The organism is Actinoplanes oryzae (genome assembly GCF_030757795.1).
GTDB lineage: Bacteria > Actinomycetota > Actinomycetes > Mycobacteriales > Micromonosporaceae > Actinoplanes.
This window is the reverse complement of sequence record NZ_JAUQWH010000046.1, coordinates 20351-34425: the sequence shown is the minus strand read 5'-3', so window position 1 is coordinate 34425 and position 14075 is coordinate 20351. Positions and strand designations below refer to the sequence as shown.

11 protein-coding genes are annotated in these 14075 nt (G+C 72.2%); 7 read left to right on the top strand and 4 right to left on the bottom strand.

What is annotated here, in order from left to right; translation table 11 throughout:
* Nucleotides 1-17: 17 nt before the first annotated feature.
* From RBH18_RS17320 to RBH18_RS17305, 4 genes are all read left to right on the top strand, one after another.
* Complete coding sequence (locus tag RBH18_RS17320; RefSeq protein WP_305788577.1) at nucleotides 18-515, top strand: cation:proton antiporter regulatory subunit; 498 nt, start codon at nucleotides 18-20, stop codon at nucleotides 513-515.
* Between the two features lie 9 nt (nucleotides 516-524).
* The gene (locus RBH18_RS17315) at nucleotides 525-1730 is read left to right on the top strand and encodes a cation:proton antiporter (RefSeq protein WP_306208913.1); all 1206 of its coding nucleotides are present in this window, start codon (nucleotides 525-527) and stop codon (nucleotides 1728-1730) included.
* Nucleotides 1731-1983: 253 nt separating this feature from the next.
* Complete coding sequence (locus RBH18_RS17310; RefSeq protein ID WP_306208911.1) at nucleotides 1984-2424, top strand: hypothetical protein; 441 nt, start codon at nucleotides 1984-1986, stop codon at nucleotides 2422-2424.
* 60 nt (nucleotides 2425-2484) lie between these two features.
* Nucleotides 2485-3753, top strand: coding sequence for a hypothetical protein (locus RBH18_RS17305; protein WP_306208909.1), 1269 nt, complete (start codon nucleotides 2485-2487; stop codon nucleotides 3751-3753).
* A 201-nt stretch (nucleotides 3754-3954) separates the two neighbouring features.
* Here RBH18_RS17305 and RBH18_RS17300 read toward each other — a convergent pair whose 3' ends face one another.
* From RBH18_RS17300 to dnaK, 4 genes are all read right to left on the bottom strand, one after another.
* A complete protein-coding gene (locus RBH18_RS17300) occupies nucleotides 3955-4395 on the bottom strand; it encodes a heat shock protein transcriptional repressor HspR (RefSeq protein ID WP_306208907.1) in 441 nt (146 codons plus the stop codon).
* Between the two features lie 25 nt (nucleotides 4396-4420).
* A complete protein-coding gene (dnaJ, locus tag RBH18_RS17295; RefSeq protein WP_306208905.1) occupies nucleotides 4421-5620 on the bottom strand; it encodes a molecular chaperone DnaJ in 1200 nt (399 codons plus the stop codon).
* Nucleotides 5621-5847: 227 nt separating this feature from the next.
* A complete protein-coding gene (grpE, locus tag RBH18_RS17290) occupies nucleotides 5848-6492 on the bottom strand; it encodes a nucleotide exchange factor GrpE (RefSeq protein WP_306208903.1) in 645 nt (214 codons plus the stop codon).
* Nucleotides 6489-8384, bottom strand: a complete 1896-nt coding sequence (gene dnaK / locus RBH18_RS17285) for a molecular chaperone DnaK (protein ID WP_306208901.1) — start codon at nucleotides 8382-8384, stop codon at nucleotides 6489-6491. Before dnaK ends, grpE begins: the two co-directional genes overlap by 4 nt.
* 859 nt (nucleotides 8385-9243) lie before the next feature.
* On the opposite strand from dnaK, the gene RBH18_RS17280 reads away from it, so the two are divergent.
* The 3 genes from RBH18_RS17280 to RBH18_RS17270 are packed head-to-tail and all read left to right on the top strand — an operon-like array spanning nucleotide 9244 to nucleotide 14055.
* On the top strand, nucleotides 9244-11127 hold the full coding sequence (locus tag RBH18_RS17280) for a GTPase family protein (protein WP_372338930.1): 1884 nt from the start codon (nucleotides 9244-9246) through the stop codon (nucleotides 11125-11127).
* Nucleotides 11124-12797 carry a GTPase gene (locus RBH18_RS17275; RefSeq protein WP_306208897.1) on the top strand — a complete coding sequence of 558 codons (1674 nt, stop codon included), beginning with the start codon at nucleotides 11124-11126 and terminating at the stop codon, nucleotides 12795-12797. The genes RBH18_RS17280 and RBH18_RS17275 overlap by 4 nt, the downstream gene beginning before the upstream one ends.
* Before the next feature lie 34 nt (nucleotides 12798-12831).
* Entirely contained in the window at nucleotides 12832-14055 is a 1224-nt protein-coding gene (locus RBH18_RS17270) for a hypothetical protein (protein ID WP_306208895.1), read from the top strand.
* Nucleotides 14056-14075 lie beyond the last annotated feature (20 nt).

Here is a 14075-nt window from a genome sequence, read left to right as displayed (position 1 = left end):
CGGTTACGGTGGGAGTTGTGCGCGTTCGGGTAGAGCAGACTCCGCTTCCTGGCATCGGCGTCCGGCACGATCTGGTGACGTCCTCCGGCCGTACGGTCGGGGTGGTCTCGCACCGCAACGGCCGGCGTGACCTAGTGCTCTACGACGTGGACGACCCCGACTCGTGCCTGGCGTCGATACCGCTGACCGACGACGAGGCCGAGGCGCTCGCCGACGTCCTCGGCGCGTCGCTGATGCTCGGCCAGCTCTCCGGTCTGCGGCAGCAGGCCGCCGGCCTGCTCACCGAGCAGATCGCGCTGCCGGCCGGGTCACCCTTCGTCGGGCGCCCGCTCGGCGACACCCGCGCCCGTACGCGGACCAGCGCCTCGATCGTCGCTGTGCTCCGCGAGCGTGAGGTCATCGCGTCGCCCGGCCCGTCGTTCGTCTTCGAGGCGAACGACGTCGTCGTGGCGGTCGGCACCCGGCAGGGCCTGGACGGCGTCAGCGCCATCCTGGCCGGCGACGGCGACGGCTGAGGGCACCGGGTGCACGGTACGACGATCCTGCTCATCGAGGTCGGTGCGCTCCTCTTCGCCCTGGGCATGCTCGGTCGCCTGGGCCGGCACATCGGTCTCTCGCCCATCCCGCTCTACCTGCTCGCCGGGCTGGCCTTCGGGCACGGCGGCTTCCTGCCGCTCTCGGCCAGCGAGGAGTTCATCGAGGTCGGCGCCGAGATCGGCGTCATCCTGCTGCTGGTCATGCTCGGCCTGGAGTATTCGGCCACGGAGCTGGTCGGCAACCTCCGCTCGGCCGCACCCGCCGGCGTCATCGACGCGCTGTTCAACGCCCTCCCCGGCGCCGCCTTCGCGTTCCTGCTGGGTTGGGGCTGGGAGGCCGCCCTGGTCCTGGCCGGCATCACCTGGGTCTCGTCCTCCGGCGTGATCGCCAAGGTGCTCGGCGACCTCGGCCGGCTGGGCAACCGCGAGACGCCGGTGATCCTCTCCATCCTGGTCATCGAGGACCTGGCGATGGCCTTCTACCTGCCCCTCATCACGGCGGTCCTGGCCGGTGCCGGCCTGCTGGGCGGCGCCAAGGCCCTGGCCGTCGCGGTGGTCACGGTGATCGCGGTGCTGGTCGCCGCCATCCGGTACGGCCACGCGATCTCCAACTTCGTCTCGGTCAAGGACGCCGAGGCCCTGCTCCTCAGCGTGCTGGGCCTGACGCTGTTCGTCGCCGGGGTGGCCGCCGAGCTCAACGTCTCCGCGGCGGTGGGCGCCTTCCTCGTCGGCATCGCGCTCTCCGGCCAGGTGGCGCACAGCGCGGTCCAGATGCTCTCGCCGCTGCGGGATCTGTTCGCCGCGGTCTTCTTCGTGTTCTTCGGGCTCTCCACGGATCCGGCCTCGATCCCGCCGGCCCTGCTCCCGGCGCTCGGGCTGGCCGTCCTCACGATGGCCACAAAAGTGCTCACCGGAATGCTCGCCGGCCGCCGCGCGGGGATCGCGCTGCCCGGTCAGGTCCGCGCCGGGCTGGCTCTCATGCCACGCGGCGAGTTCTCGATCGTCATCGCCGGGCTGGCCGTCGCCTCGGGCATCGAGCCGAAGCTGGCACCGCTGGCGACCTCGTACGTGCTGATCACCGTGGTGACCGGCCCGCTGCTCGCCCGGCTGCCCGACTACGCCTGGTTCAAGAACTTCATCCGGCGCCGGACCCAGGTGCGCCGTCCGGCCGATCCACTCCCCGCGGCCGACTGACCAGTCCGCCGATCAGGCTGCTCAAAGCTACTGACAAGTATCTGAAAGTGAGTTCAGGTCACTTCCGCCGGGCGTGATCGACACGCTAACGTGTCGCCGCGACAGCATCGAGTGAACCGGGTGACCGGCGACACGCCTTCGGCTGAGGGGACTGAGGCGCGGACGCTGCTCCCGATGAGGGTCCTGCCCTGTGTACGGCAGACCCTCACTGCCGAGGAGGACGGCGGATGAGCGAGCGCAGCAAGGCGGCGTCATGACCGTGGACGAGAAGACTTTCTCCGGCTTCGCCAACCCGGTGGACCCGCGACCCGAGGAACTGCAGGCCTGGGCCTACCACCCCGAGGCCGTACCGGTCACCGCCATGCCGGCCGACTGGGACCTCCTCATCGCCGGCGACGTCCTGGCGCCGACCCTCTTCGAGCTGGCGATGGACCGGCAGTGCCCGGCGCGCCGGTTCGCGCAACACTGCATGTACATCTATGCGGCGGACGGCGTACGCCCGAACGCCTCGTCCCAGCGCAAGCGCCGCCTCAAGAAGTACGTCGAGCGCGCCGAGGAGGTCGGCGACGAGCCGATGGCCATCTGGGCGCACAACTGCCGCGTGCTGATGAACCGCCCCGAGCTCTTCGACTACCGCGACTGGATCGAGGGCGGGCTGGTCCGCTACCCGCGCCGCCTCGCCATGTACCGCTGAGGTCCGCTCCCGGCCGTACGCGTCGCCCGCGGTAGATCGACATCCGTACCCTCGGAGCCGATGGCACGACGAAAAGATCCCAAGGATCTCCTCGGCGGACAGCTGGCGAACTACCGCAAGACGCCCCAGCCTGCCGCCGAGCCTGTCGCCGCGACGGAGTCCTCCGCAGCCCCCAGGTCTTCCGCCGCGCCCGAGCCCTCCGGCACGCCCAGGTCTTCCGCCGCGCCCGAGCCCTCCGGCGCGCCCAGGTCTTCCGGCGCGGACGAGTCGTCCGGCGCGGACGAGGAGGACGACCCGGCGGCACACTCCTGGGCGCTGACGTCGAAGCTGTTCTGGGTGGTGTCATTCGCGCTCCTGGCGGCAGGCTGGCTGACCGGCGCGATGCGGCTCCCGGTCTCCGACCGCCTCCGCGACGTGACAGCCGCCGGAGCCTGCGCGGTGACCGGCTGCTCGACCGCCGGCCTGGTGGCCGTCGGCTGGGCGATGACCTTGATGCCGCTGCTCTACGCCCTTGCCGTCGCGCACTTCTGGGGCCGGTCACCACGTCCGGTCCGCGTGGCGTTGATCGTCGCCGGCGTGGTGCTCCTCGTCGTGGGAGCCCCCTTCACCATCGTCGGCAACGGGCCGAGCCTCGAGGAGCTGCTGGACGCGCCCGGCACCGCGGCCCTCGGGAAAGGCTTCACCGCGGGCATCGGATCCCTGCTGGTGGCGCTGTTCTTCCTGCTCGTCCTGCAGTTCGCCCCGGCCAGGTGGAAGATTCCCGCGTGGGCCGGGGCCCTGCTGTTGCTGCTTCCGGTCACCGCCGTGGGCGGGCATGCCTGGGCCTCGGCACGACACGACACCGGACCGGTGCTGACCTCGCAGATCTTCCCGGACGACACCCTGCAGGGCGAGCAGCGACGGACGAGACGGGTGCTGAGGCGCGCCAGCGACCTGATGACCCGGACGTCGGCCACGGACCTCGTCGGCTGCGGCGACCGGTGGGACGGCTGCCTGCGTACGGCCGAATTCGAGTTCACGATCCGCGACAGTGACGCGGTCGTCCTCTTCGAGGTGGTGTCCTTCCGGGACAACGTCGCCGCTTGGGAAGCCCGGAAGACCATCGGCCCGGAGACCGGCGATCCCGCCACGAGGCGCTTCACCAGCCTGACAAACCAGTGGCTCCTGGTGTCGACGGTCCGGCACGCCGACCGGCGCGCGATCCGGCCGGTGGACGTGAAGTGGCTGCGCTGGCCCGTCGAACAGCTCGAGTACGCGTTCGGCGAGGCGGTCGGCTACAGCGTGTCCATCCCGGAGCGTTCCGAGACGACGGCACCCCTGACCTCCTGACCCGCCGACCGCGCTTCCGGCCGAGGCCCATGGTCAGGGCCGCCGGAGGCTTGGGCGCCGGGGCGCCGGGGGCTTGCGCGCCGAGGCTGCGCGAGCTCGAGCGCCGAGGCTGCGCGAGCTCGAGCGCCGAGGCTGCGCGAGCTTGGGCGCCGAGGCTGCGCGAGCTTGGGCGCCGAGGCTGCGCCAGCTTGGATGCCGAGGCTATTGGTTGCCGGGGCGGCGGGGGCGCCAGACGACCAGGGCGGTGGAGGGGCGTTCCTGGCGGACCAGGTCGCGGCGCGGGTAGGCGCTCATGGCTTCCATCTCGGCGGCGCGGCGGTAGGCGTCGTCGAGCTGGTCCTCGAGCTGGGCGATCCGCTCCTGGAGCTCGCCGACCAGCTGCTCGAGGCCGATGATGCGCTTGATGCCGGCCAGGTTGACGCCTTCCTCCTGGCTCAGCTTCTGCACCTCGCGCAGCAGGGCGACGTCACGCTCGCTGTAGCGCCGGCCGCCACCGCCGGCTCGGCCCGGTTGGACCAGGCCGAGCCGGTCGTACTGGCGCAGGGTCTGCGGATGCATCCCGGCCAGCTTGGCGGCGACCGAGATGATCAGGACCTTCGCGTCGGAGGCCTGCTCCACCGAGATGCTGATCTCTTCGTACATATGCCACCTCCCGAAGGTGCTCTGATTATCGCTGGTTGAGCCGCGCTTCGATACGGCTGCGCTCCGCCGTGGGGGTGAGCTTGGCGAACTGCTCGAGCGCGTCGCGGGCCTCGCCGCCGACCCCGGACGGGACCTGCACCTCGAGGGTGACCAGCAGATCGCCGGCCTGACCGTCGCGGCGCTGCACGCCCTTGCCGCGGGCCCTGAGCGTCCGTCCGCTGGGCGTGCCCGGGGGCACCCGCAGCGTCACGGGACTGTCCAGAGTGGGTACCCGCAGATCCGTGCCGAGAACGGCCTCGGCGAACGAGATCGGCACGGTGAGCGTGATGTCGTCGCCGTTGCGGCCGAACAGATCGTCGGGGCGGACGCGGACCTGGACGTACAGGTCACCGGCCGGGCCGCCCTTCTCGCCCGGCTCGCCGCGGCCGCTGAGCCGGATCCGCTGCCCGTCGGCCACGCCGGCCGGGAAGCGGACATTGATCGTGCGGTTCTTCGTGACTCCGCCCGTGCCCCGGCACTCCGGGCACTTCTCGTCGACGATCGTGCCGGCGCCCTGGCACTCGCGGCACGGCTCCGAGAAGCTGAACGACCCCTGGTTGCGGGAGATCAGCCCGGATCCGGCGCACTGCGGGCAGGTGCGCGGCGTGGTGCCCGGCTTGGCACCGTTGCCGTGGCACGTGTCGCAGACGCCCGGCGAGCGCAGGGTCAGCGGCAGGGTCGTGCCCTTGACCGCGTGCGCGAAGTCGAGCGTGACCTCCGCCTCGACGTCACGGCCCCGCTGCGGCCCCCGCCGCCCCGGGCCGCCTCCGGCGCCGCCGCCGGAGAATATCGAGCTGAAGATGTCCGAGAAGCCCGCGCCACCGAAGCGCCGGTCGCCGGGACTCCCGCCGGGCGCGCCCGCGCCGGCGCCACCGAACCCGCCGAAGAGGTCGGACGGGTCGAACGTGCCGCTGCCGCCCGCCCGGGCACCCCGGCGGAACGCGCCGGAGCCGAACAGGGAGCGCATCTCGTCGTACTCTTTGCGCTTCTTGTCGTCCGACAGCACGTCGTAGGCCTCGGACGCGGCCTTGAACCGGTCCTCGGCCTCGGTGTTGCCCGGGTTGTGGTCCGGGTGGTTCTCCCGGGCCAGCTTCCGGTACGCCTTCTTGATCTCGTCGGTGGAGGCGGACTTGCCCACCCCGAGAACGGCGTAGAAGTCCTTCTCCAGCCAGTCCTTCGAACTCATTCAGCCCACCTCCTCACGACGCTTGCCTGCTGATCGGCGCTGATCCGGGCCCGGCCGGAGCCGGCTGCCGCCGGGGCGGCAATGCCCGAAACGGCCCTCCCCGGGACGGCAATGCCCGGAACGGCGATGCCCGGGGGTGGCACCGCCCGGGACGGCACCGGGCCGGGCGCGCTTCGCCCGGGTGCGTGGCGTCCCGCCCGCCGTGCGGCGGGCGGGACAGATGTCGGTCACTCGGGGTCGGCAACCGCGACCATCGCGGGCCGCAGCAGCCGCTCACCCAACTGGTAACCGCGGCGCATGACCTCGACGCAGGTCGTCTCCGTGACGTCGGCCGACGTCAGGTGGGCGACCGCCTCGTGCCGGGTCGGGTCGAAGGGGTCGCCCTTCTCCCCGAACGCGACCAGCCCGAACTTGCTCGCCGCCGCCGAGAAGGACTCGGCGACCGTGGCGAACGGTCCGACCAGGTCGCCGTGCTCCCGGGCCCGGTCGATGTCGTCCAGCACCGGGAGCAGCGCGGTCAGCACCGCCCCGGTGGTCTGCTCGGCCGCGGCGCTGCGGTCGCGGTCGACGCGCTTGCGGTAGTTCGCATATTCGGCCGTCACGCGCTGGAGGTCGCGGGTGCGGTCCTCCAGCTCGCTCCGCAGGGCCTCCAGCTCGGCACCGAGGGCCGGCGCCGGGGCCACCTCGTCCTCCGGTTCCTCGGCGGCGCGGTGGGCGCCGCCCTTGGACTCCTTCGGCTCCGAGGGCTGCGTGGCCTCCTCGGACTCCTTGGTCACCGTGGTGTCCTCGCTCTTCACGTCGATCTTGCGGCGATCGCGGATGACGACGCGCTCGGTCGCCTGACCGTCGTTCTCGTCGTCCGCGCGGCTCACTTCTTGTCGTCCTCGACGATCTCGGCGTCGACGACGTCGTCGTTGCCGCCCGTCTGCGGACCCGCGGCACCGGCGGCACCCGCACCGGGACCACCCGCGGCACCGGCGGCACCCGGGGCACCGTCCGGGCCGGGCGCGCCCTGGGCCGCGTCCGCCTGCTGCTGCGCGTAGAGCTGGGAGCCGGCCTGCTGCGAGACCGTGGCCAGCTTCTCGTGGGCAGCCTTGATCTTCTCGATGTCGCTGCCGCCCAGGGCGCCGCGCAGGTCGCCCAGCGCCTCGCTGATCTGGGTGCGCGACTCCTCGGGGAGCTTGTCACCGCTCTCGGCGAGGAACTTCTCGGTCTGCCACTGCAGCTGCTCGGCGAGGTTGCGCGTCTCCGCGTCCTCCTTGCGCTGCTTGTCCTCGTCGGCGTGGTCCTGGGCGTCGCGCATCATGCGCTCGATGTCGTCCTTCGGCAGCGCGGAGCCGCCGGTGATCGTCATCTTCTGCTCCTTGCCGGTGCCCAGGTCCTTCGCGTGGACGTTCACGATGCCGTTGGCGTCGATGTCGAAGGTGACCTCGATCTGCGGCACGTTGCGGGGCGCCGGCGGGAGGCCGGTCAGCTCGAAGGTGCCGAGCTTCTTGTTGTACGCCGCGATCTCGCGCTCGCCCTGGAAGACCTGGATCAGCACGGACGGCTGGTTGTCGTCGGCCGTCGTGAAGACCTCGGAGCGCTTGGTCGGGATCGTGGTGTTGCGCTCGATGAGCTTGGTGAAGATGCCGCCCTTGGTCTCGATGCCCAGCGACAGCGGGGTCACGTCGAGCAGGAGGACGTCCTTGACCTCACCCTTGAGCACACCCGCCTGCAGCGCGGCGCCGACGGCCACGACCTCGTCCGGGTTGACGCCCTTGTTGGGGTCCTTGCCGGTCAGCGACTTGACGAGCTCGGTGACGGCGGGCATGCGGGTCGAGCCACCGACCAGGATGACGTGGTCGACGTCGGCGACCTTGACACCCGCGTCCTTGATGGCCTGCTCGAACGGGCCCTTGGTGCGGTCGAGCAGGTCCTGCGTCATGCGCTGGAACTCGGCCCGGCTCAGGGACATGTCGAGGTGCAGCGGGCCCGCGGGGCCGGCCGTGATGTAGGGCAGGTTGATGCTGGTCGTGGTGGCGGCGGAGAGCTCGATCTTCGCCTTCTCCGCGGCCTCGCGCAGCCGCTGCAGGGCCATCTTGTCGGCGCCCAGGTCGATGCCGTGCTCGCCCCGGAACGTCTTGACCAGGTGGTCGATGATCCGCTGGTCCCAGTCGTCGCCGCCGAGGTGGTTGTCGCCGGAGGTCGACTTGACCTCGATGACGCCCTCGCCCAGCTCCAGCAGGGAGACGTCGAAGGTGCCGCCGCCGAGGTCGAAGACCAGGACGGTCTGCTCCTTGGTGCCCTTGTCCAGCCCGTACGCCAGCGCGGCGGCCGTGGGCTCGTTGACGATGCGCAGGACGTTGAAGCCCGCGATCTCACCGGCCTCCTTGGTGGCCTGGCGCTGCGCGTCGTTGAAGTAGGCCGGGACGGTGATGACCGCGTCGGTGACCGTCTCGCCCAGGTAGGCCTCGGAGTCACGCTTGAGCTTCATCAGCACCCGCGCGGAGATCTCCTGCGGCGTGTACTTCTTGCCGTCGATGTCGATGGACCAGGTGGTGCCGACCTCACGCTTGACCGAACGGATGGTCCGGTCGGGGTTGGTCACCGCCTGGCGCTTGGCGACCTCGCCCACGAGCACCTCGCCGTTGCGCGCGAAGGCGACGATGGACGGGGTCGTCCGGGAGCCCTCCGCGTTGGCGATGACGGTGGGCTCGCCTCCTTCCAGAACGCTGACGCAGGAGTTCGTGGTGCCGAGGTCGATGCCGACCGCACGTGCCATGTTCGCTTCCTCGCTTCTGAACGGCTGTGGTGCTCAGGGTCTGTGATGCTGAAGATCTGTCGTGCTCGGGTCCTGCAAGCCTGGGGCCACAAGTTGAGTGGACCGGACTCAATGATGCCACGGGATCACCAGACCGCAAGTCGAAGTTGAGCGTAAGAGGCGCAACCTTGGCGCCGAAGGTTCCTGTCCGGTCACGACGGGTGGGGTACCTGTTGTCTGCGATGCATAGATCGGGCACGCTTTACCCGTGACGACGCACGGTGACGCGGTCGGACCGTCGGCCCAGCCCGCCGTGACCGACAAGCCCGGAGCCATGGCAGCGACCGGCCAGGAGAAGGAGCGAGGCACCGACGTGCCCGCCGCGCCGCAGGATGCGGAGAAGGAGGCTCGCCCCCAGGGGACAGAGCCCGAGCAGCCGTCCGCCGACAAGCAGCCCGAGCCCGACAGGCCCGCGGCCGAGACCCCCGAGCCCGACAAACCCGACGCCGACGCCAAGGCCGAGGCCGACGAGGCCCAGACCGAGGAGGTCCAGACCGAGGAACCCGAGCCGGAGACCGAGGTCACGGAGCCGAAGGCCGACAAGGCCGAGGAGCCGGCCCCCGAGGAGCTCGCGCCCGAGGACAACAAGGGCGAAGAGGCTGAAGAGGCTGAGGAGCCCGAGAAGGCGGACGCCGACGAAGCGGGCGAGCCGAGCGCGGAGCCCGCCGTCCGGGAGGAGGAGCCGGCGAAGCAGCCCGAGTGGCCGCCGCCGAGCGCCCCCGCGGCCGGAAACACGGTCACGACGCAGAAGCGGCCCGCCACCCTTGACGACCTCGCGCCGCTGCCGTTCGTGACGCCGAACACGGCGGCCGTGCCGACGATGGCCTCGCCGAACCCGAAGCCGAGGCCGGGCAAGCCGACGGGCAAGCCGACGACGGGCACAACGGCGACGGGCACAACGGCGGGCACAACGGCCGCGCGGCAGGCGGCCGGCACCGCGGCGGCGGCCCCGAGCGGCCCCGCGGCCCCGGCACTGCCCGCGGAGCCTCCGGCGGCGCTGGGCGAGCTCGCCACGGCGCTGTCGCGGTTGCGCGCGACGATCGGCGGGACGGCGTACCCGTTGGAGCTGGCCTCCGCCGAGGAAGCGGGACGGATCGGCACCGCCCTGGTGGCGCAGCTCGACGACTATCTGCTGCCGCGCCTGGCCCGGCTCGACGCGCCGCTGCTGGTGGTCGTCGGCGGGTCCACCGGCGCGGGCAAGTCGACGCTGGTCAACAGCCTGGTGCGGGCGCCGGTGAGCCAGGCCGGGGTGCTGCGGCCGACCACCCGGTCGCCGGTGCTGGTGAGCCATCCGAACGACTCGTCGTGGTTCCGCAAGGGGGAGCTGCTGCCGGGGCTGGTGCGTACGGCGGAATCCAGCTCGGACCCGCGGACGCTGCAGCTCGTCTCGGCCCCCGCGCTCGGCCCCGGCCTGGCGTTCCTGGACGCGCCCGACGTCGACTCGGTGGTCGAGGGCAACCGCAAACTGGCGGCGCAGCTGCTCGCGGCGGCGGACCTGTGGCTCTTCGTCACCACCGCGGCACGCTACGCGGACGCCGTACCGTGGGAATTGTTGAAGACGGCCCGGCTGCGCGGCACGGTGATCGCGCTCGTGCTGGACCGCGTCCCGGGTGAGGCCGCCGCGGACATCACCGCGCACCTCACCGAGATGCTCGGCCAGCACGACATGGCCCAGGCGCCGCTCTTCATCCTGCCGGAGACCACGCTCGACGGGCAGGGCCTGCTGACCGAGGATCTGATGCGGCCGCTGCACGACTGGTTCGCGGAGCTCGCGGCGGATGCCAACGCCCGTGCCGCCGTGGTCCGGCAGACGCTCGACGGCGCGCTCATCTCGCTCGCCCCGGCGGTCGAGGGTCTCGCCTCGGCCGCGGACGACCAGGCCGCCGCCGCACAGGCGCTCGACGAACGGGTCACGGCCGCCTATCGCACCGCCCGACGCACGCTGGAGGACGGTCTCCAGGACGGCCGGCTGTTGCGCGGGGAGGTGCTGGCCCGGTGGCAGGAGTTCGTGGGCACCGGCGAGTTCCTCAAGATGCTGGAGTCGCGGGTCGGCCAGGTCCGGGACAAGATCGTCGCGGCGGTCACCGGACGTCCGGCGCCGGGGCGCAACCTCAAGGCGGCACTGGAGTCGCAGCTGGTCACGCTGCTGCGCGGGGTCGCTGCGGATGCGGCCGAGCAGACGTACACGTCGTGGCAGGCCTTCCCGGCCGGCAGCGGCCTGCTCGTGCCGGAGCTGCAGAAGCCCGCGCCCGATCTCGCCGAGCGCGCCGAGCGCACAGTGCGCGACTGGCAGCAGTGGGTGCTGGAACTGGTGCGTACGGAGGCCGGCGACAAGCGGTTCGTCGCCCGGGGCGCCGCCTACGCGGTGAACGGCGTCGGGCTGGCCGTGATGATCGGCGTCTTCACGTCCACCGCGTTCATCCCGACCGGCGCCGAGGTGGCCGTCGGGGCGGGCACCACCGTGGCCGCCCAGAAGGTGCTCGAAGCGATCTTCGGTGACCAGGCCATCCGCACTCTCGCCGCCCGGGCGCGGGAGGAGCTCCTGGCACGCGTTAACGTGCTGCTCGACACGGAGGCGGCCCGGTTCACCGATCGCACCGCCGCCGTCGGGCTGGAGCTGGAGCCGGGCACCACGTTGCGGCGGGCCGCCGAGGACGTGGAGCGCGCCAGGAAGGAACTCGCGTTGACCGGGACGCCGTCATGAGCCTCGTCGAGAAGGTCAAGCGCGCCATGGGCGCCGACGACCGGGTGGACGCCCGGCAGCTGACCGAGCGGCTGGACGCCCTGCAGCGCTTCCTGCGGGTCGCCGGGCCGCACCTGCCCGACCAGGACCTCGTCGCCGCGCACACGCTGGTCGAGCGCGCGGGCGGCCGGCTCGCCCTCTCGCAGGACCACACCGTGGTCGCGCTCGCGGGCAGCACCGGCAGCGGCAAGAGCAGCCTCTTCAACGCGCTCGCCCGGCTCAAGCTCTCCCCTGTCGGCGTGCGCCGGCCCACCACGGGCGTCGCGCACGCCTGCGTGTGGGGCCCGCTCGAGCCGGCCAACAAGCTGCTCGACTGGGTCGGCGTCCTGCCCCGGCAGCGCTTCATCCGTGAGAGCGCCCTCGACGGCGACGACGAGGCCGCCCTGCGCGGTCTGGTCCTGCTCGACCTGCCCGACTTCGACTCGATCGACCAGCGCCACCGGCTCGAGGTGGACAGGCTGCTCGGCCTGGTCGATCAGGTCGTCTGGGTCGTCGACCCGCAGAAGTACGGCGACCGGATCCTGCACAACGCCTACCTGAAGCAGTTCAAGTCGCACAGCGACGTGACCATCGTCGTCCTCAACCAGGCCGACCGGCTCACCCCGGCCGACACCGAGCTGGTGCTGACCGACCTCAAGCGGCTGCTCAAGGAGGACGGCCTCGACGGGGTGCCGGCCATGGCGACCTCCGCGAAGCAGCCCGGCATGCTGAACGAGCTGCGCGGCGCCCTCGAGAAGACGGTCGCCGAGCGGCAGGCGTCGCTGCGCCGGCTGGCCGGGGACCTCGACGCCGTCACCGAGCAGCTGTCGGCGACGATCGGACCGCCGGCGGCCGAGGACGAGATCGACCGCAGCACCGTACGGCAGCTGAGCGACGCCCTGGCCGCGTCGGCGGGAGTGCCGGCCGTGGCGGAGGCGACCGCCGGGGCGTACAAGCATCGCGCCCTCGCCAGCACGGGCTGGCCGCTGGTGCGAGGCCTGCGCAAGCTCCGCCCCGACCCGTTGAAGCGCCTGCACCTGGACGAGCCGGCGCCCTCCACGGATCTGGTGCCGGTCTCGCGTACGTCGCTGCCGGCCCCGGATGCCGCCCAGCAGTCGGCGGTCGGATTGTCGGTACGGGCGGTGGCCGCACGCGCCGCCGCCCCGATCCCGGAGGTCTGGGCCCCGGCGCTCGCCACGGCGTCCCGCTCGCGGCTCGGCGACCTGCCCGACGCGCTCGACCGGGCGGTGGCGAAGACCGATCTCGGCATGAGCCGCAAGCCGATCTGGTGGACGATCGTCGGCGGCCTGCAGTGGCTCTTCACCATCGCGGCGGTCGCCGGTCTCGGCTGGCTGGTCGCCGGGTACGTGGTGCGCCTCCTCGGCCTGCCCGAACTGGACAACCCGAAGGTCGGCGTGGTGCCGTGGCCGACGTTGCTGCTGGTCGGCGGTCTGATACTCGGGCTGCTGCTGGCCCTGCTGCTACGCCCGATCGTCAACGCGGCGGCCCGGCGGGCCCAGCGCCGGGCGGAGCAACGGTTGCGTCAGGCGGTCACCGAGGTGGGCCGGGAGCACGTGGTGGCGCCGGTTCGCGAGGTGCTCAGCGCGTACGCCCAGGCGCGCGAGGCGCTCACCGTCGTCCGATCGGAATAGCGACCGCGACGCCCGGCGCCGGTAGGCTCGGGGAATGGCGGCACCTCAGAATCCGTACGACGCGGTCCTGCACGCGGCCCGCGACGTGGCGAAGCTCGGCTGCGCCCTGGACGCCGAGATGCTGGGCACCGCGCTGCTGGGCAGTGTCTATTCGATAGCCGAGCACGACCGGGCGGCGGCGGTCCGCGAGTTCGTCGGCGGCTTCCTCAGCGCGACCAACCGCCGGCGCACGGCCTCGGCGACCACGATCCGCGAGGTCTTCGCGGCCCTCGTGCCCGACGCCGACGGCGCCGCGGAGGTCCGCCGCGGCGCCCAGGCCCCGGGCTGGACGGCGCAGCTGGGCCGGGTGCGCCCGACGGGCTGCTACGCGTACGGCGACGTCTACGGCGACCAGACCTCCTACCTGGTCACCTTCGCCTACGACAACGACGAGGAGGGCGGCCCCGAGCACGCCGTCGTCGCCCTCGTCGACCACAACATCGGCATCACCAAGGACGTCTTCGTCGGCGGCCCCGCCGAGCGCATCCTCGGCCAGGTCCGCCAGATGTGCCTCGGCGACGAGCTCACCTGGTTCCGCGAGGAGGACCCGGCCCGCCTCCGCGGCGAGGTCCACCGCCACCTCGAGATCACCGACGAGCTGAGCAGCCTGCCCCAGGACGGCAGCCTCGCCACCGACCGCGCCCTGGCCGCCGCCCGGCTCGCCCTCCTCCCGAAATCCGTCGTCCCGGTCCCGGCCGACCCCCCGGAGCTGAGCGGCCCCGACCGCGAGACCCTGCTCCGCGACTTCCTCAAGTCGCCGGAGGCGGTCCGCTTCGGGCTCGACCGCGTCTCGGCCGACGACGAGCTCGCCTCCCTGCACTTCTGCCTTTCGCTGCTGCTCGACCACGCCGAGAGCCTCCCCGACCCCGACCCGCTGCGCTGGAGCCCCGCCGTCGCCGGCCTCTTCCTGCTCGACTGGGTCCACCGCCGCGCGGTCCTCGACATGGACGACGCGGCGATGCTGCCGCGGGTGACGCGCGCCTGGTCGGCGTACGCGATGCGCAGGCGAGGCCTCCCCGACGCCGCCGCCGACCAGACCGACGAGGTGCTGGAGGAGATGGTGCCGGAGTTCGCCCGGCTGTACGCGACGGGAGAGAAGCGCAGCCCGGCGACGGCCGCGGTGGCGCAGCTGATCTCCGAAGGCGTCGACCCGGACGACCCGGAGGCCATCGACGCCTGGATCGAGACCAACCGCAACCGCCTCGGCGACGACGGCTGACGCCCCCGAGGTACGGCGTT